22 protein-coding genes and 3 tRNA genes are annotated in these 25,746 nt (G+C 59.4%); 17 read left to right on the top strand and 8 right to left on the bottom strand.

What is annotated here, in order from left to right; translation table 11 throughout:
* Positions 1-29: 29 nt before the first annotated feature.
* The 4 genes from argG to AC07OD_RS14620 all read right to left on the bottom strand — a co-directional run bounded on the left by argG (position 30) and on the right by AC07OD_RS14620 (position 3,050).
* On the bottom strand, positions 30-1,367 hold the full coding sequence (gene argG / locus AC07OD_RS14635; RefSeq protein ID WP_218297516.1) for an argininosuccinate synthase: 1,338 nt from the start codon (positions 1,365-1,367) through the stop codon (positions 30-32).
* 39 nt (positions 1,368-1,406) lie between these two features.
* Positions 1,407-1,724 (bottom strand): pyrimidine/purine nucleoside phosphorylase, encoded by a 318-nt coding sequence (ppnP, locus tag AC07OD_RS14630; RefSeq protein WP_218297515.1) that lies wholly within the window; start codon positions 1,722-1,724, stop codon positions 1,407-1,409.
* Positions 1,725-1,875: 151 nt separating this feature from the next.
* Entirely contained in the window at positions 1,876-2,529 is a 654-nt protein-coding gene (locus AC07OD_RS14625; protein ID WP_218297514.1) for a glycine zipper 2TM domain-containing protein, read from the bottom strand.
* Positions 2,530-2,663: 134 nt separating this feature from the next.
* The gene (locus AC07OD_RS14620) at positions 2,664-3,050 is read right to left on the bottom strand and encodes an arsenate reductase (protein WP_218338767.1); all 387 of its coding nucleotides are present in this window, start codon (positions 3,048-3,050) and stop codon (positions 2,664-2,666) included.
* Positions 3,051-3,098: 48 nt separating this feature from the next.
* Here AC07OD_RS14620 and folC point away from each other — a divergent pair, with 48 nt between their 5' ends.
* The 12 genes from folC to AC07OD_RS14560 all read left to right on the top strand — a co-directional run bounded on the left by folC (position 3,099) and on the right by AC07OD_RS14560 (position 12,982).
* The gene (gene folC / locus AC07OD_RS14615; protein WP_494597336.1) at positions 3,099-4,424 is read left to right on the top strand and encodes a bifunctional tetrahydrofolate synthase/dihydrofolate synthase; all 1,326 of its coding nucleotides are present in this window, start codon (positions 3,099-3,101) and stop codon (positions 4,422-4,424) included.
* Positions 4,425-4,446: 22 nt separating this feature from the next.
* Positions 4,447-5,274, top strand: a complete 828-nt coding sequence (locus AC07OD_RS14610; RefSeq protein WP_494597374.1) for an SPOR domain-containing protein — start codon at positions 4,447-4,449, stop codon at positions 5,272-5,274.
* 24 nt (positions 5,275-5,298) lie between these two features.
* Complete coding sequence (locus tag AC07OD_RS14605) at positions 5,299-5,787, top strand: CvpA family protein (RefSeq protein WP_494597335.1); 489 nt, start codon at positions 5,299-5,301, stop codon at positions 5,785-5,787.
* Positions 5,788-5,865: 78 nt separating this feature from the next.
* Positions 5,866-7,371: an amidophosphoribosyltransferase gene (gene purF, locus AC07OD_RS14600; protein WP_218338764.1), complete on the top strand. Its 1,506-nt coding sequence runs from the start codon at positions 5,866-5,868 to the stop codon at positions 7,369-7,371.
* A 128-nt stretch (positions 7,372-7,499) separates the two neighbouring features.
* A complete protein-coding gene (gltX, locus tag AC07OD_RS14595; RefSeq protein ID WP_494597334.1) occupies positions 7,500-8,927 on the top strand; it encodes a glutamate--tRNA ligase in 1,428 nt (475 codons plus the stop codon).
* A 65-nt stretch (positions 8,928-8,992) separates the two neighbouring features.
* Positions 8,993-9,068: transfer RNA gene (locus AC07OD_RS14590), tRNA-Ala, on the top strand.
* A 30-nt stretch (positions 9,069-9,098) separates the two neighbouring features.
* Positions 9,099-9,174: transfer RNA gene (locus AC07OD_RS14585), tRNA-Glu, on the top strand.
* 52 nt (positions 9,175-9,226) lie between these two features.
* Positions 9,227-9,303, top strand: a tRNA-Asp gene (locus tag AC07OD_RS14580).
* 867 nt (positions 9,304-10,170) lie between these two features.
* The gene (locus tag AC07OD_RS14575) at positions 10,171-10,887 is read left to right on the top strand and encodes a LuxR family transcriptional regulator (protein ID WP_494597333.1); all 717 of its coding nucleotides are present in this window, start codon (positions 10,171-10,173) and stop codon (positions 10,885-10,887) included.
* A 436-nt stretch (positions 10,888-11,323) separates the two neighbouring features.
* Positions 11,324-11,704 carry a DUF4902 domain-containing protein gene (locus tag AC07OD_RS14570; protein WP_494597332.1) on the top strand — a complete coding sequence of 127 codons (381 nt, stop codon included), beginning with the start codon at positions 11,324-11,326 and terminating at the stop codon, positions 11,702-11,704.
* Positions 11,705-11,772: 68 nt separating this feature from the next.
* Positions 11,773-12,345, top strand: a complete 573-nt coding sequence (locus tag AC07OD_RS14565; protein ID WP_494597331.1) for an acyl-homoserine-lactone synthase — start codon at positions 11,773-11,775, stop codon at positions 12,343-12,345.
* Positions 12,346-12,634: 289 nt separating this feature from the next.
* Positions 12,635-12,982 carry a hypothetical protein gene (locus tag AC07OD_RS14560; RefSeq protein ID WP_494597330.1) on the top strand — a complete coding sequence of 116 codons (348 nt, stop codon included), beginning with the start codon at positions 12,635-12,637 and terminating at the stop codon, positions 12,980-12,982.
* A gap of 19 nt (positions 12,983-13,001) precedes the next feature.
* Here the strand turns inward: AC07OD_RS14560 and AC07OD_RS14555 are convergent, their stop codons facing one another.
* From AC07OD_RS14555 to AC07OD_RS14540, 4 genes are all read right to left on the bottom strand, one after another.
* On the bottom strand, positions 13,002-16,160 hold the full coding sequence (locus tag AC07OD_RS14555) for an error-prone DNA polymerase (RefSeq protein ID WP_494597329.1): 3,159 nt from the start codon (positions 16,158-16,160) through the stop codon (positions 13,002-13,004).
* A 7-nt stretch (positions 16,161-16,167) separates the two neighbouring features.
* Entirely contained in the window at positions 16,168-17,481 is a 1,314-nt protein-coding gene (locus tag AC07OD_RS14550; RefSeq protein ID WP_494597328.1) for a Y-family DNA polymerase, read from the bottom strand.
* Positions 17,423-18,211 carry a translesion DNA synthesis-associated protein ImuA gene (gene imuA, locus AC07OD_RS14545; protein ID WP_494597327.1) on the bottom strand — a complete coding sequence of 263 codons (789 nt, stop codon included), beginning with the start codon at positions 18,209-18,211 and terminating at the stop codon, positions 17,423-17,425. The genes AC07OD_RS14550 and imuA overlap by 59 nt, the downstream gene beginning before the upstream one ends.
* Before the next feature lie 1,580 nt (positions 18,212-19,791).
* Positions 19,792-20,502, bottom strand: coding sequence for an autoinducer binding domain-containing protein (locus AC07OD_RS14540; protein ID WP_494597326.1), 711 nt, complete (start codon positions 20,500-20,502; stop codon positions 19,792-19,794).
* A 459-nt stretch (positions 20,503-20,961) separates the two neighbouring features.
* Between AC07OD_RS14540 and AC07OD_RS14535 the strand changes: the two genes are divergently transcribed.
* From AC07OD_RS14535 to AC07OD_RS14515, 5 genes are all read left to right on the top strand, one after another.
* Positions 20,962-21,912, top strand: a complete 951-nt coding sequence (locus AC07OD_RS14535; RefSeq protein ID WP_494597373.1) for a fatty acid desaturase — start codon at positions 20,962-20,964, stop codon at positions 21,910-21,912.
* Between the two features lie 19 nt (positions 21,913-21,931).
* On the top strand, positions 21,932-23,107 hold the full coding sequence (locus AC07OD_RS14530) for a serine hydrolase domain-containing protein (RefSeq protein ID WP_494597325.1): 1,176 nt from the start codon (positions 21,932-21,934) through the stop codon (positions 23,105-23,107).
* Between the two features lie 130 nt (positions 23,108-23,237).
* Entirely contained in the window at positions 23,238-23,903 is a 666-nt protein-coding gene (locus AC07OD_RS14525) for a hypothetical protein (RefSeq protein ID WP_494597324.1), read from the top strand.
* A 9-nt stretch (positions 23,904-23,912) separates the two neighbouring features.
* Complete coding sequence (locus AC07OD_RS14520) at positions 23,913-24,656, top strand: iron-containing redox enzyme family protein (RefSeq protein WP_494597323.1); 744 nt, start codon at positions 23,913-23,915, stop codon at positions 24,654-24,656.
* A 2-nt stretch (positions 24,657-24,658) separates the two neighbouring features.
* Positions 24,659-25,735, top strand: coding sequence for a DUF3419 family protein (locus AC07OD_RS14515; RefSeq protein WP_494597322.1), 1,077 nt, complete (start codon positions 24,659-24,661; stop codon positions 25,733-25,735).
* Positions 25,736-25,746 lie beyond the last annotated feature (11 nt).

Raw genomic sequence — 25,746 nt, 5'->3', positions numbered from 1 at the left:
GCTCCCGGCCGCCCGCGCCCTTGCCAGCATCACTTGCGGTCGTTTTCCAGCTGCGCCAGTGCCGCATTGCCACCCAGCGACAGCAGGCCGGCGCGCGAGTACACGCCCAGCTTGTCGCGGGTGTCCGAGATGTCCAGGTTGCGCATGGTCAGCTGGCCGATGCGGTCCAGCGGGCTGAACGGCGCGTCTTCCACCTTTTCCATCGACAGGCGCTCGGGTGCGTAGGTCAGGTTGGGCGATTCGGTGTTGAGCAGCGAGTAGTCGTTGCCACGGCGCAGCTCCAGCGTCACGGTGCCGGTCACGGCGCGCGCCACCCAGCGCTGGGCGGTCTCGCGCAGCATGATGGCCTGCGGGTCGAACCAGCGGCCCTGGTACAGCAGGCGGCCCAGCTTCAGGCCGTTCATGCGGTACTGCTCGATGGTGTCTTCGTTGTGGATGCCGGTCACCAGGCGCTCGTAGGCGATGTGCAGCAGCGCCAGGCCCGGGGCCTCGTAGATGCCGCGGCTCTTGGCTTCGATGATGCGGTTCTCGATCTGGTCGCTCATGCCCAGGCCGTGGCGCCCGCCGATGCGGTTGGCTTCGAGGATCAGTTCCACCGGGTCGTTGAACTCCACGCCGTTGAGGGCCACGGGCTGGCCTTCTTCAAAGCGCACCGAGACTTCCTCGGCTTTGACGGTCACTTCGTCCTTCCAGAACGCCACACCCATGATGGGGTTCACGATGCGGATGCCGCTGGACAGGAACTCCAGGTCCTTGGCCTCGTGCGTGGCGCCCAGCATGTTGCTGTCGGTGCTGTAGGCCTTCTCGGCGCTCATCTTGTAGCCGAATCCGGCCTGGGTCATGAACGCCGACATCTCGGCGCGGCCGCCCAGCTCGTCGATGAACAGCTGGTCCAGCCAGGGCTTGTAGATCTTGAGCGAGGGGTTGGTGAGCAGGCCGTAGCGGTAGAAGCGCTCGATGTCGTTGCCCTTGAAGGTCGAGCCGTCGCCCCAGATGTTGACGTCGTCTTCCTTCATCGCCGCCACGAGCATGGTGCCGGTCACGGCACGGCCCAGCGGCGTGGTGTTGAAGTAGGTCAGGCCACCGGTGGAGATGTGGAAGGCGCCGGCCTGCAGCGCGGCGATGCCTTCGTGGGCCAGCTGCGTGCGGCAGTCGACCAGGCGGGCCTTCTCGGCGCCGTACTCCATCGCCTTGCGGGGGATGGCGTCGTAGTCGGGTTCGTCGGGCTGGCCCAGATTGGCGGTGTAGGCGTAGGGCACGGCGCCCTTGAGCTTCATCCAGTGCAGGGCTGCGCTGGTGTCCAGGCCGCCCGAGAAGGCGATGCCGACTTTTTGCCCCAGGGGCAGGTTTTGGAGAATGGTGGCCATGTGCGGTCGTCCGTTGTTCTTGTCGATGGAAATGCCGGTTCAGCCGAAATGGCAGATGTAGTGGTAGGCCTCGGTCACGCGGATGTCGAACTTGGAGTTGCCTGGCACGCTGAACTTCTCGCCAGCGGAGGACTTCACCCAGTTGTCGGTGCCCGCCAGCTTGTACTCGCACGAGCCCGCCACGCATTCCATGATTTCCGGCGCGCCGGTGTTGAAAGTGAGTGTCGCTGGCAGCACCACGCCCACCGACTTCTTCGTGCCATCGGGGAAGGTGATGCCGTGGCTCACGCACTTGCCGTCAAAGTACACATTGGCCTGGGTGGTGACGGACACGCCGTCGATTTTTTCGGTGGTCATGGGTGCGCTGGATAAGGTTGGAGGAAACCCGCGATTTTAGGGCAGGGGGGCGGCGGCCTGGCCGGCGGGGCCCCACTAAAAACCCCCCGCCCGCAGATCGCCCAAGCAAAAGAGCCCCGAAGGGCTCTTTGCGATGGCTGGCGCCAGGGGCTCAGCGCCAGTAGGGATTGCGGTGGTGCGGGTAGTACGGGCGGCTGTCGTAGCCGTATTCGATCACGGTGACGGGCGGCGTCACATAGGTGGGCTGCTGGTACACCGGTTGCGCGGGATAGGTGGAGGTCACCACGCCAGGCTGGCTGTACACGCCTTGCGAAGCGTACGGGTCGGGCTGCGTGGAGTAGGTCTGGCCCGCGGGCTGCACGCTCAAGGGAATCCAGCGGCCCGGATCCGTCTGGGTGCGGGTGGTGTACTGGCGCCCGGCGTACTCATAGACCACGTCGTAGCCGACCGTGCGATTTTCGTAGTACGTCTCGGTGGTGCAACGCTGCACGTTCTGGTACTGGGGCTGTCCGCCTTCGATCTGGTTGCCCAGCACGGCACCGCCCAGCACGCCGATGGCGGTGGCGGCGGCACGGCCGCTGCCTTTGCCGATGGCATTGCCGGCGGCGCCACCGGCAATGGCGCCCATCACGGCGCCAGCGCCGCTGGTGCGGTTGCCGCTGTACACCGTTTCATTGCCGCACACCTGCTGCGGCGTGGCGACCTGCTGCACGACGGGGGTGGCGGAGAGCACGCGGCCCTGCTCCTGCGCGCTGGCCATGGTGGCGATGGCCGCCATGGCGGAAAAAATGACGATCTTTTTCATGGAGAAACTCCTTTCGGGTCGGTACATAACGCACCAGACTGTGGAAAAGTTTAGGCCGGCAAGGTCAATCCAGGGCCTGGTCGCCGTAAATCTGCGTAAAGATTTGTGCAATTTCCCCGGTCTGTGCGCTTGATTCACGCGGCCGCAGGCCGTTCCATCCAGGTTTGCCACAGATCGGGGGCAAAACCCACCGAGATGTGGGTCTTGCCGCCCTGCTGCCACTCGACCACCGGGCGCTTGATCACGCTGGGCTGGGCCTGCATCAGGGCACTGGCGCTGTCTTCGCCTTGCACGGCTGCCTGGACGTTCGAGTCCAGCTTGCGCCAGGTGGTTCCCTGGCGATTGACCAGCTTCTCCCAGCCGACGGCCAACATCCAGCCGGGGAGGCGGGCGGCGGGAACGCCCTGTTTCTTGAAATCATGGAACGCGTAGTCCAGCCCCTGTTCCGTGAACCAGGCGCGGGATTTCTTGACGGTGTCGCAGTTGGGAATGCCGTAGACGGTGATGTGTGAGGTTGTCATGCCGCGCATCATCCGCCAATTGCGGCCTGGGCGACAATCCCGCCCTGTATGCATACCAAAATCCACACCCTGGAAGGCTGGCTTCGCCACTGCGAACAGCTTCACCCCCGCAATATCGAGATGGGCCTGGACCGCGTCCGTGAAGTGGCGCGCCGGATGGCCTTGCGGTTCGACTGCCCCGTGGTCACCGTGGCGGGCACCAATGGAAAAGGCTCCACCTGCGCCATGCTGGAAGCCGTGGCCCTGCAGGCGGGCTACCGCACGGGGGTGTACACATCGCCCCACCTCGTGCATTTCGAGGAACGGTGCCGTGTGCATGGCGAGATCATTCCTGCTTCGGACCTGATAGCGCATTTCGAAGCTGTGGAAAGCGCCAGGACCCAAAATGGCGATGAAGTCTCCCTTACTTACTTCGAATTCACCACGCTGGCCATCCTGCGCCTGATGAGTCATTCCCGGCTGGATGTGGCCATCCTCGAAGTGGGCCTCGGAGGGCGGCTGGATGCCACCAACATCATTGATGCCGATTGCGCCGTCATCACCAGCATCGACATCGACCACACCGAGTTCCTCGGGCCGGACCGCGAGAGCATCGGCCGGGAAAAGGCCGGCATCATGCGCACGGGGCGCCCGGTGATCGTGAGCGACCCGATGGCGCCGCAGAGCATCGCCGACCACGCCCTCGAAATCGGGGCTGATCTGTGGCGGTTCGGCAAGGATTTCAATTTCTCGGGCGACAAGCTGCAGTGGAGCTGGGCCGGCCGGGGCCGCCGCTACGCGGGGCTGGCCTATCCATCGCTGCGTGGCGCGAACCAGCTGATCAATGCATCGGGCGTGCTGGCCGCGCTGGAAGCCCTGCGCGAACGCCTGCCGGTGACGGCCCAGGCGGTGCGCAATGGCCTGGCCATGGTGGAGTTGCCGGGACGGTTCCAGATCGTGCCTGGCCAGCCCACGCTGGTGCTGGACGTGGCGCACAACCCGCACTCCGCGGCCGCGCTCACGGCCAATCTGGACGCCATGGGCTTCTTTCCCACGACCCACGCGGTCTTCGGGGCCATGGCCGACAAGGACCTGGCCCCCATGCTGGCCAAGGTAGGGCCGCTGATCGACCGCTGGTACTTCACCAATCTGCCCACGCCCCGGGCCGAGACGGCCGCCGTGCTGCAGCAGAAATGGAATGCCGTACAGATGGTGGCGGGCGGGCGCCGCGACGTCACCTCGACCTTGCACCCGGACCCCATGGATGCCCTGCAGGCGGCAGTCGCCGCGGCGGACCCCGCTGATAGAATCGTGGTCTTTGGCTCGTTTTACACGGTGGGCGGTGTGCTGATCAATGGAACACCTCGCCTGCACGCCAAACATCTGGGCGCATAAGGTCCGCACGAGTCGTTACTCCATGGCATTTTTCAAGTTTCGGTGGCCCGGTCACAGTGAGCAACCTCAGGCCGAAAAGCCGTCCAAGCGTCCGCGCACCCCGCAGGCCGAGAGCATCGAAGTGATGCGCCGGCGTGCCCGCCACCGGCTGATCGGCGCGGCCGTCCTGGTGCTGATCGGGGTGATCGGATTTCCGATGCTGTTCGACACGCAGCCCCGCCCGATTCCGGTGGACATTCCCATCGAAATTCCGGACCGCAACAAGGTCGCTCCCCTGGTGGTGCCCGGGCCCGTGGCCGAAGCGCCAGCGCCCAGGCCTGCGACACCCACGGCTGCGGAGGCGCCTGCCCAGCGTCCGGCCCCCCCCGCACGTGGCAACGTGGCCGGCAATGGCCTGACGGAGGGCGAGGAACTGGTGCAGGGGTCGCGCCCGGCGGCATCCAGGCCGGCCGCGGCGGTCACGCCTGCCAAGCCGGAAGCAAAGCCCGAACCCAGGCCTGAGCCCAAACCCGTGCCTGAACACAAGCCCGCAGCACCGCGTCCGGACGACGCTGCGCGCGCCCGTGCCTTGCTGGAAGGCCGCCCGGCGGAATCCGCGGGTGCTGCCGCTAAGGCCGATGAAAACCGGTTCATCGTGCAGGTTGGTGCCTTCGCGGACGCGGACAAGGCCCGCGAAGCGCGCACCAAGGTGGAGCGCGCCGGCATGAAAACCTATACCCAGGTGGTGGATACCAAGGACGGAAAACGCACGCGGGTTCGCGTGGGGCCGTTCGCCGACCGTGCCGAAGCCGACAAGGCGGCAGCCCGGATCAAGGCCTTGGACCTGTCCGCGTCCGTGCTGTCGCTGTAAGGCGCGCGCAGGCTGAGCGTATCCGTGGCTGCCCTGGACTGGATTTTCGTGGCGGTGCTGCTGGCATCGATGCTGATCGGCGCCTGGCGCGGTCTGGTGTTCGAGGTGCTGTCCCTGCTGGGGTGGGTGGTGTCGTTCTTCGTGGCGCAGTGGTTTGCCGAGGACATGGCGGCGGTGCTGCCCGTGGGCGAATCGGCGGGCTCCCTGCGCTATGCGGCGGGTTTCGTGGTGGTGTTTGTCGCGTCGGTATTTGCCTGCGGGTTCGTGACCTGGCTGATCAAGAAGCTGGTGGACTCCATCGGCCTGCGTCCGGCGGACCGCACGCTGGGGGCCGTTTTCGGGGTGCTGCGGGGGGCGATGCTGCTGCTGGCGGTGGCCGTGGTGGCCGGACTCACGCCCCTGCGAGAAGCGCCGTGGTGGCAGGAGTCGCAGGGGGCACCGTTGCTGGCCGAAGTGCTCAAGGGCTTGAAACCGGCGTTGCCGGAAGAATTTGGAAGGCATCTGCCTTCTTGATATCGATGCGGCAGTGGCCAGAAGCTGCTGCTGCGAGGTTGCCGCGGGGCTGTTCCCGCAAACGGATGGAATACAACTATGTGTGGAATCGTCGGCGTCGTCAGTCCAGCGCCCGTCAATCAGCTGATCTATGACGCATTGCTGCTCCTGCAGCACCGCGGCCAGGACGCAGCGGGCATCGTGACCCAGCAGGGCCGCAAATTCTTCATGCACAAGGCCAAGGGCATGGTGCGCGATGTGTTTCGCACCCGCAACATGCGGGCGCTGCCGGGCAATGTGGGCCTGGGCCAGGTGCGCTATCCGACCGCAGGCAACGCCTACAGCGAGGAAGAAGCCCAGCCGTTCTACGTCAACGCCCCCTTTGGCATCGTGCTGGTGCACAACGGCAACCTGACCAATGCCCGCGAGCTGCGCACGGAACTGTTCCTGACCGACCACCGGCACACGAACACCGAAAGCGACTCCGAGGTCCTGCTGAACGTGTTCGCGCATGAGCTGGAGCGGTCGACCCGCGGCGTGCCGCTGCAGCCCGAGGACGTCTTCACGGCGGTGCGAGCCGTGCACAAGCGCATCAAGGGCTCCTACGCCGTGATCGCGCTGATCGCCGGCCATGGCCTGCTGGCCTTTCGTGACCCGCATGGCATCCGCCCGCTGGCCATGGGGCGCAGCCAGGATGGCACCGTGATGGTGGGCAGCGAGTCGGTGGCGCTGGAGGGCACCTCGCATGTGTTCGAGCGCAACATCGATCCTGGCGAGGCGATCTTCATCACGCTCGATGGCAAGGTGCATGCCAGCCAGTGCGCGGAAAACCCGCAGCTCAATCCGTGCATCTTCGAGTTCGTGTACCTCGCGCGTCCCGACTCGGTGCTCGACGGAATTTCGGTCTACCAGGCCCGCCTGAACCTCGGCGAAGCGCTGGCCAAGCGCGTGGTGTCCACCGTGCCGCCCAATGAGATCGACGTGATCATCCCGATCCCCGAGTCGAGCCGTCCGAGCGCCACACAGCTGGCGCACCTTTTGGGTATTCCGTACCGTGAAGGTTTCGTCAAGAACCGCTACGTCGGCCGCACCTTCATCATGCCGGGGCAGGGCGTGCGCAAGAAGTCCGTGCGCCAGAAGCTCAATGTGATCGCCAGCGAGTTCAAGGGCCGCAATGTGCTGCTGGTGGATGATTCCATCGTGCGCGGCACCACCAGCCGCGAAATCGTGCAGATGGCGCGCGACGCTGGCGCCCGCAAGGTGTACCTGGCCAGCGCCGCCCCGCCGGTGCGCTACCCGAACGTGTATGGCATCGACATGCCCACCAGCAGCGAGCTCGTGGCACACGGCCGCACGGTCGAAGAGATCCGCCAGGCCATCGGCTGCGATGCGCTGATCTACCAGGATGTGGATGGCATGAAGAAGGCCGTGGGCTCGCTCAATGCGTCCATCGTGGGGTTTGATGCATCGTGCTTTGACGGCGTGTACGTCACGGGGGATATCACCGCCGCCGACATCGCCCGCCTGAACGAGGGGCGCGTGGGCATGGAAGAGGGCGAGGAGGATACTTCCCGCCTGGCGCTTCCGAACGCGCAGGAGGCGTGACGGGGGGAGGGCGCCTTGTGCCCTACCCTGAATTGCCGGGTACCGGGGCAGGGGCGCGGCCTGGCGCCCCTGCCTTCGGACGGACTGAATCTTGAAACTGGCCCCGAGAGGGGCCAGAACTTATTGACATGACTGAAACATCCACCATTGCTTCCAGCACGGGCCGCGTGCGCACCCGCTTCGCCCCGTCACCGACGGGCTTCATCCACCTGGGCAACATCCGTTCGGCCCTTTATCCCTGGGCCTTCGCGCGGGCGACGGGCGGGGATTTCATCCTGCGCATTGAAGACACCGACCTCGAGCGTTCCAGCCAGGCCGCCGTGGATGTGATCATCGAGGGCATGCGCTGGCTGGGCCTGGACCACGACGAGGGGCCGTTCTATCAGATGCAGCGCATGGACCGCTACAAGGCGGTGCTGGCCGACCTGCAGGCGGCGGGCCATGTGTACTCCTGCTACATGAGCGTGGCCGAGCTGGATGCCTTGCGCGAGAAGCAGATGGCCGCCAAGGAAAAACCCCGGTATGACGGCACCTGGCGCCCCGAGGCCGGCAAGGCCCTGCCGCCCGTGCCGCAAGGCGTCCAGCCCGTGCTGCGCTTCAAGAACCCGCAAGGCGGCGTGGTGGCATGGGACGACAAGGTCAAGGGCCGCATCGAGATCAGCAACGACGAGCTCGACGACCTGGTGATTGCGCGCCCCGACGGCACGCCTACCTATAACTTCTGCGTCGTGGTGGACGATATCGACATGGAGATCACGCACGTGATCCGTGGCGACGACCATGTGAACAACACGCCGCGCCAGATCAACATCTTCCGCGCCCTGGGCAAGGAACCGCCGGTGTATGCCCACCTGCCCACCGTGCTGAACGAGCAGGGCGAGAAGATGAGCAAGCGCAATGGCGCCAAGCCCGTCACGCAGTACCGCGATGAGGGCTACCTGCCCGACGCCATGGTCAACTACCTGGCGCGCCTGGGCTGGAGCCACGGCGACGACGAGATATTCAGCCGCGCGCAGTTCCTGGAATGGTTCAACCTGGACCACCTGGGCCGCAGCGCAGCCCAGTTCGACGAGGCCAAGCTGCGCTGGGTGAACGCCCAGCACCTGAAGGCCATGGCCGACGATGCGCTGGCCGCCCTGGTGGCGCCGCAGTTGCAGCAGCGCGGTATTGCGGCCCAGGCACTGGCCGACGGCCGGCTCGCGCAGATCTGCGCGCTGTTCAAGGACCGGTGCGACACGACGGTGGCGCTCGCCAACTGGGCCCAGGTGTTTTACGGTGACGTGACCCCGGTGGATGCCGAGCGCGCACAGCACGTCACCGAAGCCATTGCCCCGGCGCTCGATGCGCTGGCCGATGCGCTGGCCGCCTGCGAATGGGACAAGGCTTCCATCAGCGCTGCATTCAAGCAGGTGCTTGCCAGCCAGGGGCTGAAAATGCCGCAACTGGCCATGCCTGCGCGGGTTCTGACCGTGGGCACGGCCCACACCCCGTCGGTCGATGCCGTGCTGGAATTGGTCGGACGTGAAAAAGTTGTAGCGCGTTTGCGAAACCGCTAAAAATCTGTCTATAATTCAAGGCTCAGATGATGACAACAAACACAGTGTGTTTCGAGTCATTCAGTGGGGGTATAGCTCAGCTGGGAGAGCGCTTGCATGGCATGCAAGAGGTCATCGGTTCGATCCCGTTTACCTCCACCAAAGTTTGTTGTCGGTTAGTTCCAAGGTTTTGACCCTATCGTCTAGAGGCCTAGGACATCACCCTTTCACGGTGAGTACCGGGGTTCGAATCCCCGTAGGGTCGCCAAGTTGTAGCGCTTGGCTTGTATTGAGAGATGCAAGCGAAAAGCTGCCTGCCAGGAGTGGTAGTTCAGTTGGTTAGAATACCGGCCTGTCACGCCGGGGGTCGCGGGTTCGAGTCCCGTCCACTCCGCCATGTACGAATTTCTAAGTCTTTGATTTAGAAGGAAATGAAAGCCACCTTAGGGTGGCTTTCTGCTTTTTGATCCCCGTCCCGATCCCCAGTTAGAAGTGTGATTCGCTGATACGGGGTGAGACGGTCGCGAGGGGATTAGGCTAAGTTTCTCCGCCCAATTCGAGCTTGCAGTCCGAACCCAACTTCCGGGTAGTTCCGGTGACGGGCTGATTGCGGGTGTCGGTCAAGGATGTCCTGCATCCGTAATGAGGTGGCGGCACTCCGCGCAAGGTTGGAGATGATGGTGAGCGCGCAACTGGAAACGAGTTGTCCTTGCTCGTAGGCCCTACTACTAAGAGGATAGGACAGCCAGGCTCGCCAGGACGCTTTGACAACCTTTGGAACGGGTAACGGCTCGTCGACCTCATGAAGATGCTGGTAGAGGGTGAGTAAGCTCTCAAGGTCGGTTGCGGGAATCTGGCTGACATGTAGCTCTCCAATCTGCGATGCTGGATATGGGCGCTTATGTCCACGTGCCAAGCTCAAGGCGCATGCCCTTGAGGCCAGACGGTCTGTCAGGTATCTGCGCCAGGATTGCATGATCCAACCCACTTTGGCGTTGGCTTAGTCTCTGGGCATTCGAGAGAGGGGCGTGCGGCCGTAGGCCATTGCTGGCGATGCGCGAACGCGAACACACCAAGGACCTTCGTATGGGTGCTTTCGGAATCCAGCTCTCAACGCCATCTGATGGCATGGACGGTTGAAAAGACGGGGCGGGCACCAATTCCACCTACCAGTTCAGGTAGGTACAGTTTCGGAAATGGTTTGCAAAAATTCACACAGAGCAACGTACAGAAAGACCCGATAGGGCGATTCAGGAGATTGGGAATGCTTACCTGGGCTGAGGGGGTGTTGCGCGCTTCTTCAAGTGCAAAATCCGAACAAGAGCTCTTCGATGAGATCTTGCGTGCTGCTCGCGAAATCGGTTTCGACTACTGCGCTTACGGTATGCGGTTGGCTCTCCCGGTTTCCCGGCCAACGTATTTGATGGTGAACAACTATCCGTCCGACTGGCGCGCCCGCTATGCCCTTCGAGGCTATGTAGACCAAGATCCTACGGTCGTCCACGGGACCAAGTCGCACGAGCCGCTGGTGTGGAGCGATGAGGTGTTTGCTTCAGTGCCCGAATTCTGGGAAGAGGCCAAGAGTATGGGGCTGAGGGTAGGATGGGCGCATGCGACCCCAACTCGGAACGGCGTCGCAGGGATGCTAACTTTGGCTCGTTCGGCGGATCCGTTGACTGAGGCGGAGCTTGAGGCTAGTTGTCTGCAAATGCGCTGGTTGTCTAGCATCTCACACATGGGCTTTCAGCGTCTCGTCGATACGCGGGCTATGGCCTGCCCGCAAATTGTCGAGCTCACGAGCCGGGAGAAGGAGGTGCTGAGATGGTCTGCAGTCGGAAAAACGATTTCGGATATTTCTGACATCTTGCTTATTTCTGCCGACACTGTTAGGTTTCATACCCGGAACGTGCTGGAAAAGCTCAATGTCTCGAATCGAACAGCAGCGGTTGCACGGGCTGCCTACCTCAACCTTCTGGATTGAAGCTTAGATGTCCACAATGTTGATCATGGTCTTCACGGTGAATCGGCCTCCATGGCTGATTTCACTACTATGAACCTGAAGCAGTGCTGTGTCCTGGGCCCAGTACAGAGAACGCAATCGATAGTTGGCTCTCAACAGAGAGCATCGTCCGCGTGGCGTGAGCGGACGACAGCATTTCCGATTGGAACTTCGATAGCTGCTTTCAAGCTTTGGGGGCGCGCTTCGGCTGTACTTCTTGTATGCCATTTCGCAGGTGGGTGGGATGTCGTTCGCTCTGGCATGACCTGCCAGAGTGCACACGTTCTTCCACGGGCTTGGCAGATGAGCGCATGGAGGTACAGTTTCTTTTCTTCTCGCTAGGCCCAAGCCCCGTTGGGGTTGGGGGACGGTCGGACTTGTCCGCCAATGGCAGGAGGATAGTCGTGAGGGCGAATGAATGATGTACGACGGCTTTTTGCGGTTAGCTCTAGATTCAGTGCTGGGCTCCAAGTTCGTCCATTTAATGTCCGAGCTAAGCCCATACGCGCAGGGGTGTACAGGCACTCCACGCATTGATTGGGTCTCTGGATTCTCTGAATGGCATAGCCAGGATCTAAGGCCTATATCGATCGGTTGGGATTGGAGTGTTTTCGTTGACGAACGCAATGAGTTGGCTTTGGAGAGGGTTGGGCCTCTAAGGAGCAATGTCATGTTAGTCGATGGGCATGGCCAGGACTATGGATGGCTGGAGAGCCTTGAGGTCTTGGGAACAGTAGTAGACGCGTTACCCTGGCGCGAGCTTGTCTGGCACAGCATTCCACTTCTGTCACCCGCCTAGACGAGTAGTTATGTGACCCGGGCTGATTCGATGAAATGGTGGTGAACAAAACACCATGGGGAATCAGCATGCAGTTCATTACCGGCAACCAAGATGCATTGAGCCAACGCGTTGTCTCGAAAATGGCATCCTATCGGTATCGAGTCTTTGTGGAGAAGCTGGGGTGGCAACTTGACTGCTCCGACGGACAGGAGTTCGATCAGTTTGACCGGCAGGACACGATCTACGTGGTTGGAGAGGATAAGTCGGGAGAGGTGATCGGTACTGCACGCTTGTTACCGACTAACCGCCCCTACCTTCTTGGAGAAGTATTTCCGCAACTCATGGGCGGTGCGCCGATCCCAAGCAGTCCGGATATCTGGGAACTGTCTCGCTTTGCAGCGGTTGATTTCAATGGTGGTTCGCCTGGTCCACTCGGGCAGTTTTCTTCAGACCTGACGCTTGAACTCTTGCGCGCCTCTGCAGCGGTTGCTGTGGCCAACGGCGCGCAGCGTCTCATAACTGTGTCGCCATTGGGCATTGAGCGGTTGTTGAGAAACACAGGCTTCATGGCTCACCGAGCGGGGCCTCCAGTCCTTGTGGCGGGGCGGCCCATTCTTGCGTGTTGGATCGAACTACCAAGTGTGTCAAGCATGTGTTGACCTGTACAGGCTCTGGGGACAGATCAGAGGCCCTTGATGCGCGATGATGGGTTCAGCGTTCACTGAAAGCCCCGTGGCTCCGCTGTGTCTCTACACATGAATGCCAGATCGGTCCCTGCCTTGCGGATTTCGGAAACATACGCCACCACGATGCGGTCGCGCAGGAGCTGCCAGCGCGGGTCATTATGTTCCGGGGTGTGCTACGGTGTCAGATTGAGCATGCGATAAGCCCGAATCCATTGTCGAGACAGGTCCGGGCGCGGACCGACTTGTTGGAAAATCCCTCTCCATGACGAGAACGTTGCGCTTGAGCGAGGCAAGCAAGCAGCCCGTGCCATTGGACGAAGAAATCCGCGTGCTTGCATTGGGAACACGGCAATTTATCCGCCGAGTGGATCCCGGCATGCAGATACTTGGAGTTGTCCAGCGTGGTCTGGAGATCGGGGCACTGGTGTGCTGCGCGGACGGGCGCTACCTGCAGGTCAACGGCGATGTGCAGCAGCGGCTCAATTCCGCTCAGATCGAGTTGGCGTTGCAACAGGCTGGTATTCCGGTACCGGATTTCGCAGCCATCGATATGTCTGTCGCGGGACCGAAGGTGATCGTCAAGCGGCGCAAGGTGCTGGCGCCGCCATAGTTGTCCATATTTCGTCATCTCAATGGAAATCTCGGCTCCCGCCCGCCACGTCTGCCAGTCTTCCCAGTAGCGGCGTCAGATCCTCCAGCCGACTCGCCACCAGATTGCAGACCTCGCCCTCGCGCTGCCAGCGGCCATGCACCGCCAGCAGCTTGGAGTGCAGCAGCTCATTGCGCTGGCGCTCGCTGACCCTGGTCCAGACCACAACCTGCACGGACCCTGTCTCATCTTCGAGTGACACAAAGATCACCCCCTTGGCCGTGCCCGGCCGCTGGCGCACCGTGACGATGCCGCAGCAGCGGGCCCAGCGGCCATCGGGTAGGCTGCGCAGCTCCTGTGCCGTTTGCAACCGGCGCTTTCTCAACAACGGCCGGATCAGCGCCAGCGGATGCCGGCGCAGCGTCAGGCCCGTGCTGGCGTAGTCGAAGACCACTTCCTCGCCTTCGGGTGCCGGCGGCAGCTCCAGGAACGCTTCGCCGACTGGCGCATCGCGCAGCAGCTCGGGCGTGGCCTTCAGTGCGGACGCTTCCCAGACCTGCTGTCTTCGGTGGCCGGCCAGGCTGGCCAGCGCATCCGCGCCCGCCAGCCGGCGCATCTCGGATTCGTCCATCTCCGCGCGGCGGGCCAGATCCTCCGCATCGTCGAAGAGCTCCCGTGCCCGCACCTCCATGAGCCGTTCGACCGAGGTACGCCGCAGGCCCGACACCATGCGCAGGCCCAGCCGCACCGCGGGTAGATCCGAGGAAGAGGGGGATGCTTCGAGCGTGCAATCCCAGTCGCTGGCCAGCACATCGGCGGGCAGGACCTCGACGCCATGGCGCTTCGCATCCTGCACCAACTGGCTGGGCGAATAGAAGCCCAGCGGCTGGCTGTTGAGCATGGCCGCCAGGAACTCAGAGGGGTGGTGGTGCTTGATCCAGCAGCTCGCATAGACCAGCAGTGCAAAGCTGGCCGCATGGCTCTCCGGGAACCCGTATTCACTGAAGCCCTTGATCTGCTCGAAGATGGATTCGGCAAACGACGCCTCGTAGCCCCGCGCCGTCATGCCGTCGACAAGCTTGGCGTAGTACTTCTCCAGCCCGCCCTTGCGCTTCCACGCCGCCATGGAGCGGCGCAGCTGGTCGGCCTCGCCGGGCGTGAAGCCCGCGGCCAGCACCGCCACCTGCATCACCTGTTCCTGAAAGATTGGCACGCCCAGCGTGCGGCCCAGGGCTTCTTCCAGGGCCGCGCTGGGAAAACTCACCGGCTCCTTGCCCTGGCGCCGGTTCAGGTAGGGGTGGATCATGCCGCCCTGGATCGGGCCGGGCCGGATGATCGCCACCTCGATCACCAGGTCATAGAAGCACTGGGGCCGCAGGCGCGGCAGCATGCTCATCTGCGCGCGGCTCTCGATCTGGAATACGCCGATGGTGTCGGCGTGGGAGATCATCTCGTAGGTCGCGGGATCTTCCGGCGGGATGTCCTGCATCTCGAACACCTGGCCCTGGCGGTCGCCAATCAAAACCAGCGCCTTGCGCAGCGCGGTCAGCATCCCCAGGGCCAGCACATCCACCTTGAGCAGGCCCATGGCGTCGAGGTCATCCTTGTCCCATTCGATCACCGTGCGGTCGTCCATCGCGGCGTTCTCGATCGGCACCATGCGCGACAGCGGCCCGCGTGTGAGCACAAAGCCGCCCACATGCTGGCTCAGATGCCGCGGAAACCCGATCAGCTGACCGGTGAGCAGGATCATCTGCTGGGCCTTGAGACAGCCCGGCTGCAGGCCGGCTTCGGCCAGCCGCGCGGGCGCGATGCCCTTTCCATCCCACCACTGGCGGCCCTGGGCCAGGGCGTCGAGGACCTCATCCGTGAGGCCCAGCGCCTTGCCCACGTCGCGGATGGCGCTGCGTGGCCGGTAGCTGATGACGGCGGCCGTCAGCGCGGCCCGCTCGCGCCCGTACTTCTCGTACAGGTACTGGATGACTTCCTCGCGCCGCTCATGCTCGAAGTCGATATCGATGTCCGGCGGCTCGTTGCGCTCCTTGCTGATGAAGCGCTCGAACAGCACCGCCATGCGGGCCGGATCCACCTCGGTCACACCCGTGCAGTAGCACACCACCGAATTGGCGGCGCTGCCGCGCCCCTGGCACAGGATGTTCTTTGAGCGCGCAAAGGCCACGATATCGGCCACCGTCAGGAAGTAGTGCTCGTAGCGCAGCTCGGCGATCAGCGCCAGTTCATGCTCGATCTGGTCCTGTACCTTGGCCGGGATGCCATCCGGCCAGCGCCGACCCGCGCCCTCGTAGGTGATGCGGCGCAGATATCCCGCAGGCGTCTCGCCCGCAGGCACCACCTCATCCGGATACTGATAACTCAGCTCATCCAGGCTGAAATCACACCGCGCCGCCACCCGCAGCGTCTCGGCCAGCAGCTCGGCCGGATAGGTCTGGGACAGCCGCAGGCGCGAGCGCAGATGCCGCTCGGCATTGGGCTGCAGCGCCCGGCCGCACTCGGCCAGGGGCTTGCCGATGCGCGTGGCCGTCAGCACATCCTGCAGCGGCTTGCGCGAGCGCACATGCATGTGGACGTCGCCCGCCGCCACCAGCGGGATGGCCGTGAGCTCGCTGAGCTCGCGCAGCCGGTACAGCCACATCTCGTCGTCGAGCTGGCGCAGCAGCTCCACCGCGATCCAGCACCGTCCCATGAAACTGCTCAGCATCCAGCGCGCGACCGCCAGCAACTGCGCCGAGTTGCCGCGCCGATCCGGCGAGACCAGCACCAGACAGTCGGCCAGGGCCCGAGGGTCGATGTCGCGCAGCCGCAGCCGGTAGGTTCCTTTCTTCTCAGTGGCGCGGCGCAGCCTCGTGATGAACTCGCACAGGTTGCCGTAGCCATTGGCATTGCAGGCCAGCACCACCAGCGTGAAGGGGCACAACTCGCCGTCCTCGGGCGTCTCCACCTGGAACTGGCTGCCGATCAGCAGCTTCAACCCATGTTCCTTCGCAGCCACGTGCGCGCGCACCACGCCGGCCATCGAGCACTCGTCGGTGATCGCCAGGGCGGCATAGTCCTGGTGCCTGGCCCGCTCCACCAGCTCCTCGGGGTGACTGGCGCCCCGCAGGAACGAGAAATTGCTGAGACACCGAAGCTCGGCGTACTCGGGGATGGAAGAGGCGAGGGGCGAAGGTGATGTGGCCATGGCGTGCTCAGGCAAAGCTTCCATGCAGGTACCAGGCGATGTCATCGCCTGCCAACCGCTGCTGGAAGACCCACAGCAAGCCGGCGCATTCGCTCAGCGCCACCCAGTAGTCGCGCACGACATGGTGGGTGTCGAGCGACTGCGCCTCATCGACCGGATGCCACCAGCCGCCCTCGATACGGTGCGGCCCGGTCAGCAGCATCAACGGGCCCTGGTACAGCGGCCGGTGGTCGCGCACCAGCAGGCGCAGCGGCTCGGGCAGGATGAAGGTCGGCTGCGGTACCTCGGGCGGCAGGACCCGCTGACGGGGCAGGGGCTGCGGCGCCGGCTGCCAATGCTGGGCCCATTCGACCCGGTGGTCCTCGTCCATGACGGGGCGCAGCACATGCTCCGGCCCCAGCCGGGCGGCGATGCGTTCCAGCACCAGCGCCAGCGACTCACCGTCGTTCCTGGCATCCGGCAGCAGCGAAGCGCTGACCTCGACCAGCGGAACCACCTCGTCGGCGGCCAGCACCAGGTCGCCGACCGGCGCCTTCAGCTCCACATGGGCCAGGTGCTCGGCCAGCAGGCGGCACAGGTGCTCCAGGTTGCGCATGGGCTGGGCCGTGCGCACCGTCAGCTCGCCGCCGTCACCAGCGTCCCGGGCGCGCATGGCGTCATGGGCCCAGGACAGCGTGAAGGCGGTGATGCCGGCATTGCGCGCCGCCAGCCAGCCGCACAGCTGCATCAACAGCCGGCGTGCGCCGAACAAAAGCGCAGGCGCCATGTCGACCCGGCTCATCAGTTCCAGCCGTGAGCGGAAAGTCTCGGGAATCTCGACCCACTCATGCGCTTCGGGCCGCAGCCCGTAGGCCATATCGAGCGCGCCCAGCAGTTCCTTGCCGAAACGCCGGCTCAGCCCGCCGCGCGGCAGGCGCCGCACATCGCCCAACGTCCGGCAGCCGAGCTGAGCCAGCGTGACGCGGTGGGGCTCGATGGCCGTCAGCGTGTCCAGCGGCAGGGCATCCAGCAGTTGGGTCAGGGGCAGACGCAGGCCGTTGACGATGCCGGTACGCGCGCAGGCCAGCGCGGCCAGGCTGTTCGGCGCCCAGGCGATGGCCGTGCAGCCCAGCTCGGGCGCCTCCTCGCGCAGCCGCTCGTGCAGCGCCCGGCGGCCTCCAAACAGGCGCAAGCTGGCCTCCAGCTCCAGTACGATGGCTTCATCGGCGTATGCGACACGGGGCGTGAATTGCAAGGCCCAGGTGGCAAGACCGGCGAGCACATCACTGGATGGCGGCGTTGGGCTGGAAGGCGTTGATAGCGACAGGGCGACCCACTGCATGAGCAGGTACCTCCTGGCTGAAAAGTTGGCTGGGCATGCGCAGCCGCGGCGTGATGACAGAGCCCAGCGCACCGGGCAGGGAGGGCAGCATGATGGGATCCTCCAGCGTAGGGCCACGGCGCTTGAGGACCTGCACCTGCAGTTCCCAATCCAGGCCGGCGCGGGCCAGCAGCCGCAGCGGCGCGGCCGACGATTCGTGCCGGGCGGACTCGGGGCGGCACAGGAACACCAGCCCGTCGCAGGACTGGGCGCAGACCTGCAGCCGGCGCAACTGCTCGTGGCGGACTTGAGGCAACCAGGCGATGACGGCGCCGCAGGCATTCGACTTGATCAGCTGCTCGGTGACCCAAAGCCGTTCGGCAGGTCTGTCTGCCTGGATCCAGACGAAGCGCCGCTCATCGAGACCTGCCTGCTGCAGGCCGGGCAGGTAGGGATGCCGGGGTGGCGCGACGGCCACGATCTGGCGCTCCTGCGCAGCCATGAGCTTCAGCGCCGGGCCCAGCAAGCGCCATTCCAGGATGGCGGGCTGCGCCACCAGCACCTCGATCAGGGAACGGCTGGGCCAGCCGCCGCCGGGCAGGGCGCCGTCGAGCTGTTCCCACCCGGTCGGCTGGACCACTGTGGCTTGGTTGCCCAACTCGCTGCCCAGCCAGAGGCCGGGTAGGTCTATGCCCCGAGCGGCGGAGGGCCCGGCGCGAGGGCTTGGAACAGGACGAAGTAGGGCTGTCATGATGAGTACTGTAATTTTATACAGCATCAAATGCAAGTCCGACTCCAGAGCGCATTGTTGACTGCCCAAGGAGGGGACGCCTCCTTGGAAAGGCCAAACGAGAATGGCGGCGGTGACCTGATGTATCGTCCCAGCCAGGTGAGCCTAGCTTGGCGCGAGTGTTGCAACGCGCGCCATCCCTGTGCTAGCCGATGCGGTCCAAGGCCGATCTCGAAACCCCTCTCAAAAAGTGCCCATTTCAACTGGAAAAAATTGGCACCACAGCTCTATTGTCAAGTCTCCCTATGGACGTACCGGTGCAAACGGCAGCACTCACACCGACTGTGGCATCCCGCAAGCCGCCACCAGGCATCTTCTTGCCCTCGATGGCCTGGACCACCGACAGGAAGCAGGCTGAGCGCGAGAAAAAGCGTCTGTTGAGTTGGCAGGCCCAACTCGCGGCTCTACTAGAACGTGCCCGCCAGTCGGACGAATGCGCCACTTGGCACCTGATGGCCGACACGGCCCTGAGCCAACTGGATCGGATATCGACGAGTTGTATGAGTGGCTGGAGCAGACCGAGCTCACAAGCGCACAGTCAACCGCCCGATAGGGCGCATGACGGTGGTTGGCCGAAAATCATCCAGCCCGACTCCACACTCCACCGACTCCCATCCTGTGTGGCGGGCCTTCTCGACGCTCGCGGTGCGAGCCGTGAGCGCCGTTTTCTGATGCGACTGCTAGAGCAAGCGCGGCGCGCAGGCCCGGAGTTAACGACTGAGCGACGAGCATCTGTCAAAACGATTGTGAATGGCAGTCTCCTTCACGATATCGGCACGATGGCGCCTGCCATGCTGGGCGTTTTGTCACATCAAGGTTGCGAGGCCGGAGAACCACGAAGCACCCCGTAAGGGAACACCACTGGAGGGGCACTACCGGGAAACTTACCGGAGTACTGACCCACTTCGTAGCGAGTATTTCATGGCGAAGGGCTGCGCGATGCCCAAATCCACCATCTGGCAGACCTGGGACACGCCCGGTTTCGCGCAGTCGGAGCGAAGCCGCACTTCGGATCATTGCGATCAAGCTTGGCACGCAGCCCCTTTTTTCGCGCCAGCCGCTACACGCAATTGTGATTGACCGATTGCGCCGTTAGCGCTGTCGCGATCCTGAGGTGTCCCGTGGCACTCCGCCCCAAATAGACGGCGTGGATCTGGGGCTGTTCATAACCCGAAGCGGCCGTCTTCCAGAAAGATCAACTCTACTTAGTGGCCAAGCTCAAGTGCCGTGGTGCATATCTCTGAAGCTCTTCTGAACTGCAGGGTCGATCCGCCTTGGGATGCGCTTGCGTCGTGGCGCATAACGGCCGAGCAGCCAGACATCGTTGAAGCGGCCACGTTCCGGCCTGTGCGGGCTGCGTGAGCATGCTGGATGTCCTGGACCTTGAGTGTTTCATCGGCCGCGGAGCGTTCGGTGAACGGCGCGAATAGTTCGTGCTCTCGCTCCAGACTTAGGTACTGAATGTGCCTGCCACCACTGCGCATGATCTCGCAGACAGCATGGGATACGGAGCTTCGTAAGTAGTAGATTTGCTCGTCATTCTAATTGAGTAAGCCCAAGAAAAGTGCTTTAACAACTGCTGCAGTCTTGTTGGCTGTATTTAGTTTAACGATTGAATTCTTTAGATGAAATTTAACGGTCGGTAGCGATATCGAAAGAATCTCAGAAATTTCAGATGCGGTCTTCCCATCTGCACTCCATTTGAGTACTTCTATTTCACGAAGGGTTAGCAAATCGACCGCGGAGTGAGAGGTTTGAGATTTCATGCGCAGAGAAAGTGTGACGTGGCTTGCTTGCACTAACCAGTGCATTTTTTCGCCTATGTCCAGCAACTCCTTTACCGTTAGGGGTTCGCTTGAACGAGACAGCGAAAACATACCACGCCCCGCTGCATCGGCTACAGCTTGTGCCCAGCCAACACGGAGGCCGCATTCTCGTGCCTCGAACCATAGTCGCTTCGCGGATGAGAAAACACTATCACTCCAAATAATTGGCGAAGTCGTCCGCAGACAGTGATGAACGGTTGGATCTATCGCCAAATAGCCGGCTTCACGGTAGCGGGCCTGCCAGTTATCTGGATAGTTGCTGCGAATCAGAATCTTGGGGTTTGTCGCGGGTAACTGAAATTTAAAACCATATGCGCAATAGTCAAAGCCGAGTGACTTGGCTGCTGACAAGAGCATATTAAATACTTCATCTTCACTTTGTGTTGACGCGAGTGAGCTCAGCAAATTTTCGCTGAAGGCTTGCATGGTATCTCCTTTTACTGCCCGTAGAACTAGATTTCCTATTGATGCAATAGGCGATTTGCAGGCGAGCTATAGAGTAAATGCAATATAAGTTGCTCAAGAGGAAACAAATACTACTGACACATAAGAGCGGTCGTCAGTGATATCTGCCACATGCCCGTATAGACAAAGAAGATAAGACCGCTTGCACGTATATTTCAGCAGAAATATTCTCGCAGGGGAAAGCCGCCTATACAAAAGGATAGGCCTGTCTTGAAAAAAATGAAAAGTCAGACTGACTTACCGAGGTCCTATCCGAAAGCATAGGTGAGCGAATTTGAATTAGCCATTGGGTCTATATTCAAATGTGACTCACGGTCTCTCGATGAGATTTTTAAGATGAATGCATGTGACAGCAGAAATGCACATTGATTGAATAAGTTGGTCCAATCTGACATCGGTTATGAATCTATAGGGGTAACAATGGAAATCTCGTCCGTTTGGGAGAGGGTTTATAAGCGTGGTTTTTTCGTGCCTCTATGCATAGTTTCCTGGGGGTGCTATTTTTTTGTGCTGCCATATGTGTGGGGCTTGCACCTGGGATTGGGTATTTTATTTCTGATTTTCCCAGGTATATATGTTTCTAATCTATTGATATATTTCCAGCATGAATGCTGGCATAGATATTTCGATACGAAGTATAACAGAGCACTTTTTATAATCCTCTGTACCATATTATTTGTCCAACCACATCTTTACGATATTGGACATCGCTCGCACCACTCCCGCGTGAACACATATGGTGATCTTGAGCTTTATCCCATTGGCGAGATAAAAAATAGATTGCTGCGCAGCTTGTGCAATTGCCTTGCTATTGTCTTTGGATCACTGTTTTTGGTGATGTTGGGTGGCCGGCAAGAGGCCGGTATTTCGAAAGCACAATCAGCAATTAGATTTCTTGCAACCTATACAGGTTCGTTCCTCTTGTGGGGAGCAGTCGCATATGGCTCGATGATATTTTTCTCGGCCCCATTGACGAATGTAGTAATTAGTTATGCATGTTCCATCTGGGCAGTTTCTGTATTCCACCATCATCATGAGCTGATTGAGCACGGAAATCTCATTGTTGAAGGGGATATCAAATATAGAGCAAGTAAGACTAGAAATTTTTCTGCTGAAAATATAGCTCATCGTATGTTCTTGTTTATGGCACATCAGGATAGTCGAGAGCATACCTTGCATCATACAAAACCGAAGTTCTTCAGTCGTCCATTTGTAGGTAAATATGAAATGCCTGAGGACGCAGTTTATATAAATTTCAAGGAGTATGCGGCAATACTTGGGGCTATGGCTATAGGACGGGTGACTGTTATTAGGCAGAATGATGAAGTGAGTTCACATCAAAATAAACAGGGTCGTAATAAATATGCCTAAAAGAACAATGCATGTGAGCGTGAAAAGATTGATTTTATGGCCGCTGTCCGCCATGGCGGCATGTGCTCTATTAGTTATCTCTGTCTGTCATATATACGACCTGCCTAGTCCTGCAGTCATATTGGCACTGGCCACTAATTTGGTGCCTCCATCAAAGAGCTATCAATTATTTGATTTTGAAGAAATTCCGGCTGCAAATGCGACGCGTCCGTATAAAGAGGCCCCAATTCCTTTGGCGGTGTCAACGGAATGGAGAGACGGATTAACGGTGAGCTTGGAGCAATTTCTCGCACTTACGAAAACTAAGGCATTTCTAGTCGTACACGATGATCAGTTGGTCGTGGAAAACTACTACGGTAATGCCAAAAAAAATACGCTTTTCCCATCCTATTCAGTTTCGAAGTCTCTAGTCTCGGCATTGGTTGGAGTTGCTGTCAAACAAAAGAAAATATCAGTACACGATGAACTGGGAATGTACACCTCGAATTTCAGCTTGGATGAACGCTATCGAAATATTCATGTGGACGATTTGCTAAATATGCGTTCCGGCATCGATTTAGTAGATGACTACACGACCTTATGGGCGCCAATTGTCAAGATGTATCTGACAACAGATCTTGATAAATTTATTAGTCAAATTAATGGCCTAAGATTTTCGCCAGGTTCCCAATTTGAGTATCGAAGTGTTGACTCACAGGTGCTTGGAAGGGCCCTGAGTCAAGCCACGGGTATGTCGATATCGTCGTATATGGCGCGCGAGCTTTGGGCGCCACTTGGTGCTGAGTTCTCCGCTAAATGGAACGTCGATAGCTCAGCCCACAACGTGGAGAAAACCTTCTGCTGCTTTAATGCCACCGCAAGGGACTTTGCCAAGATTGGAAGTCTTTATTTGCATCAGGGCGAGTGGGATGGGCAGCAGTTGCTCGATAGATCCTGGGTTGAAAGCCTGTCATCTCCTATTGAGCTGGATGTGAAGCGATCCCTCGGATATAGCAATAATTGGTGGATACCACCCGATAACAGCGATGGTGATTATTCAGCCATTGGGATTCATGGGCAATTCATCTACGTGAACCCCAGGCATAGGACCGTGATTGTGAAGCTAAGTGAGCACGAGGCAGAGCAAGACGTCCTCTTAACATTGGCCACTTTTCAGCGTATCGCACGTCAACTAGACAAGGCGAAGTCACCATAGCTAGAGATCTGAAATATACATTTGAATAAATATTGAGATCGCAAATATCAAATTCCTGGCCGTAATTGCGATATAGAGATTTAAATCGGTGCCGGTGGAGAAATTCATCGGACCATTGGGTGACTAATAAATGAATTTAAAGGAATTGTCTGCCTTCAAGGCCGATCTTTGGACGATATCGAGATCTGAACAATCAAGATTGGTGGTGAGGAGCGTGCATCCCTCTTCAAACGGCATGACGGAAATTCGTCGACTACGCCTCAATGAGTACCAAAATCGTGGTGCGACATATCTGTGTTCCACAGATGATGAAAGTATTGCGAAAAACCATGAGCTAGATCAACGAAGTTTGCATTTGAGCGTGTGGCGCAGTTCGCAATTAATCGGTGCTATTCGATTAACTGAAATGCCATTCGAACTGTTGACGGAAATGGGCGTGCCGCCGATGGCTGATATTTATGCAGGGCACATGGAATTTGGGCGGCTAGTGATGACTGCGGATGCTGGATTTCGCACGGCGGCGGAGAAATTAATGGCATTGGGATGTCTTAGAGCACTGGATCTTGGCAAAGCTGGTGTTATCGCAATGTGTCGACCTGCTCAGACGCGTCTCTTTGAGCGCTATGGCTTGGTGCGTATTATGGATGCCCCCTTGATATTGCCGCACAGGAATAATGGCAAATATTGGCTGCTCGCCAGCTCCTGGCAATCTATGGCAGCGCCGATTGAGCGTATAGCGGCACAAATTCGTCAGCAGAAAATATTTTCTGAAAAGGAATCTTTACTTGCAATATAGGAGTGATATATGAATCAAGAGAAAAATGCCATCAATTTTGATGCTTACTTTGCTAACCTGGATCAACGGCTGGATGTATTGTGGACTAATCTCATAAACACCTCGCCATTGCTGCGTGCTATTGATGAGAACACTATTACAAAAGAGCTGTACTCAATCTACATGATTGAAACATTTCATTATACGCAGCACAACGCACGTAACCAGGCCCTAGTTGGTATGCGCCCTGAGTGTTCTTCTCCGTATATGAAATTCTGCCTCGAACACGCCTCTGAGGAAGTTGGTCATGAAAAAATGGCACTGCATGACGTAATGTCACTCGGCTTGATGACGAGCAATGCTGCCATTCCCGCCCCATTGCTCGAAACAGAAGTACTTATTTCCTATATATATCGCATTTCCCAGACTGGCAATCCGTTGCAGCGATTGGGGTACTCATATTGGGCTGAGAGCTGCTACAAGTATATCAACCCACTGCTGAGAAAGCTGCAGAAGCATCTTGGTCTTGAAACATCACAGATGACATTTTTCATTGCGCACTCGGATATTGATGCAAAGCACTTTGAGGACATCAAAAACATCATTGTGCGCACGTGTAAGTCGCAACAAGATCTCGAGGCCATTGAAGTGGTTATGGAGAACACATTAGTACTGACGGGAGAGGTACTCAATGCTTGCCATAAAGCGTATGCAGATCAGGTGTCGGGCAGATCGAAGCGTTACGATTTCCTCAATGCATTGGTGACTATCTGAAGATGGCGCAATATTTCACAAGTCTCAACTATACGTTGGGGGATGAGGATGCGACTCCTGAGATGTTGCTGTTGCCGGAGCAATGTACCCATGTCATGGCCGTTGCAGACTGCGGGAGTCGGGTCATTCCTTTGTTGGCCCGCTTTCCACAGCGCTTGACGTGCGTCGACATCAGTGCGCCACAGCTCGCTGTTTGTGAACTTCGAATTGCATTGCTTAAGGCATGTGATTTGGCATGCTTTAAAGGCTTTCTGGGGTACGACGACTCAATATCGGCAAGCGATCGCAGAGAAATTTTCCAAGCTTTACCGCTCTCACAGCACGCGAGAACCCAACTGGAGGCAATGTTCAATGGCATCGAGTGGGGCTCTATTCTCTACCTAGGACAATTTGAGCGTATGTTGCAGAAGATTGCCAAGGTGACATGTGTCCTGACGGGTGAGGCCGGCGCAGGCATTTTCAAGGCTAATACGCTCGAGGAACAGCAGTCCTACTACCGCAATAAATTTCCTCATTGGCGCTGGAAATTGGTGCTGCTTTTGCTAGGAAATTCGACGGCGCTTAACTCGCTTCTTTACAAGGGTGATTTTCCAAAAAAGAATCGTGCGCAGAGCCATTTCGCTATCTATCAAGAAATATTTGAGAAATTGCTAACCGAGCAGCCTGCTGTGAATAGCTTTTTTCTGCAGATGGTTTTCTTTGGTCGAATCCTCTACCGCGAAGGTTATCCAATCGAATGTAATGCCGAGGTGTTTTCCAAGGCTAAAGCTGCTGTGCAGGCCTGTGAAATCAACTATGTTGAAGGAGATGTATTTGAGGCGGCTGCCATCGGCAACCGAGGTATCGGCTTCCTATCTTTATCAGATGTTCCCTCCTTTTTGCAGCCAAGTGAAGAGGAGAATTTCCTTCAAAAAATTCGACCCGGATTATTGGAGCAAGCATTAGTTGTTGTGCGTGCGCATCTGAGGCGCCCAGCTCCAATATTGGATGGCTTTATTGATATTACTGAGGCGCATCCGTTAATGGCTTCGAGCGAGCTTACTCGGCTATGGTCGTTTCATCTTTATCGGAAAATATAACTGGAGCTATA

It is taken from the genome of Acidovorax sp. GW821-FHT10E03 (genome assembly GCF_059415205.1).
Note: the sequence above shows the minus strand (reverse complement) of the source record. Positions and strands in the feature narration are given on the sequence as shown.